The sequence below is a fragment of the Vibrio sp. Y176 genome (assembly GCF_033438945.1).
Genome location: NZ_JAWOQS010000057.1, coordinates 1 through 1,581 on the forward strand (window position 1 = coordinate 1; position 1,581 = coordinate 1,581).

The 1,581-nt window shown below is 46.6% G+C and carries 2 protein-coding genes; both read left to right on the top strand.

Translation table 11 applies throughout. From position 1 onward, the window contains the following. Positions 1-928, top strand: a 928-nt coding sequence (locus tag R7O13_RS24005) for a cation:dicarboxylate symporter family transporter (protein ID WP_318304817.1), incomplete at its 5' end; no start/stop codon positions are given. Between the two features lie 155 nt (positions 929-1,083). Further along, positions 1,084-1,581, top strand: a 498-nt coding sequence (gene sbcB / locus R7O13_RS24010; RefSeq protein ID WP_318304818.1) for an exodeoxyribonuclease I, incomplete at its 3' end; no start/stop codon positions are given.

The following is a 1,581-nucleotide window of genomic DNA, read 5'->3' on the forward strand; positions in this document are numbered from 1 at the left end:
TCTTGAAAGCCGAGCGGGAACAGTAAGCGATCTAACCATTCCACAAATGCTAGTAAGCTTTATTCCGACAAACCCATTTGCAGACTTAACGGGAGCACGCTCAACCTCAATCATTGCTGTTGTCATTTTTGGTGTACTAACTGGTATTGCAGCTCGCAAAGTAATGATGGAAAAAGAGGAATTGGAATCACCAATTCGCACGTTTGTTGAAGCGGCTCAATCTATCGTTATGCGCTTAGTAAAAATGATCATGGCGCTTAGACCTTACGGTATTGCTGCATTGATGGCGAAAGTGGTAGCAACCTCAAATGCATCCGACATCCTAAACCTACTTGGTTTTATCGTCGCGTCATACGTCGCTATTGGTTTGATGTTTGTTGTGCACGGCATTTTGGTTTCATTCGTTGGCGTTAGCCCTGTTGAATACTTCAAGAAAATTTGGCCTGTATTGACGTTTGCGTTCACTTCTCGCAGTTCGGCGGCAACCATCCCATTGAATATTGAAGCGCAAGTGACCAAGCTCAATGTGCCACCAGCGATCGCGAACCTATCTGCTTCTTTCGGTGCAACAATTGGTCAGAATGGCTGTGCGGGTATCTACCCTGCGATGCTAGCTGTGATGGTAGCCCCAACAATGGGTATTAACCCACTAGACGTAAACTTCATTCTTTCTCTGATTGCGATCATTACTATCAGCTCGTTTGGTATTGCGGGCGTTGGTGGCGGCGCAACATTTGCGGCATTGATTGTTCTTCCAGCAATGGGCTTGCCTGTAACGATCGCTGCACTTTTGATCTCAATTGAACCTCTGATTGATATGGCTCGTACTGCGCTGAACGTTTCTGGCTCAATGACGGCAGGCACCATTGCAAGCCGAGTGTTGAAGTCCTCAGAAGCTGAAACGGCTCTTGAAGAAACGAAAGCCTAATCCTTATTTGCTGCCTAAGCAGACAAATGCAAAACTTCAAGCCGATGGTTCGCCATCGGCTTTTTCATTTTCACAACTTCACCTTGCATCTTTCGTTGCTAGTCAAGGCGTTGAATGGTCTAATACTCTTATCGGTTCCGTAAACGGTAAGCAGAATGCACCAAGATAATCAGCCCACTTTTTTCTTCTTTGACTACGAGACTTGGGGTACAAATCCCGCGAAAGATCGTCCAAGCCAATTTGCTGGTGTTCGCACAGATGAAAACTTCAATATCATCGGCGAACCTCTGGTGATGTACTGCCAGCTTCCTGCTGATTATCTACCTTCTCCGGAAGCCACATTAATTACGGGTATTACGCCGCAAAAGGCGATGCAAGAAGGCCTATCTGAGCCTGAGTTCATTGCTAAGATTCACGCCGAGTTATCGAAACCCAAAACCACCAGCCTAGGCTACAACAGCATTCGTTTTGATGACGAAGTGACGCGTTATACATGTTATCGCAACTTTATCGACCCATACGCGTGGAGCTGGCAAAACGGCAACTCGCGTTGGGATTTGCTCGATGTATTGCGTGCATGCCATGCGTTGCGTCCTGAAGGCGTAGAATGGCCAGAGAATGAAGACGGCTTCACCAGTTTCAAGTTAGAACAT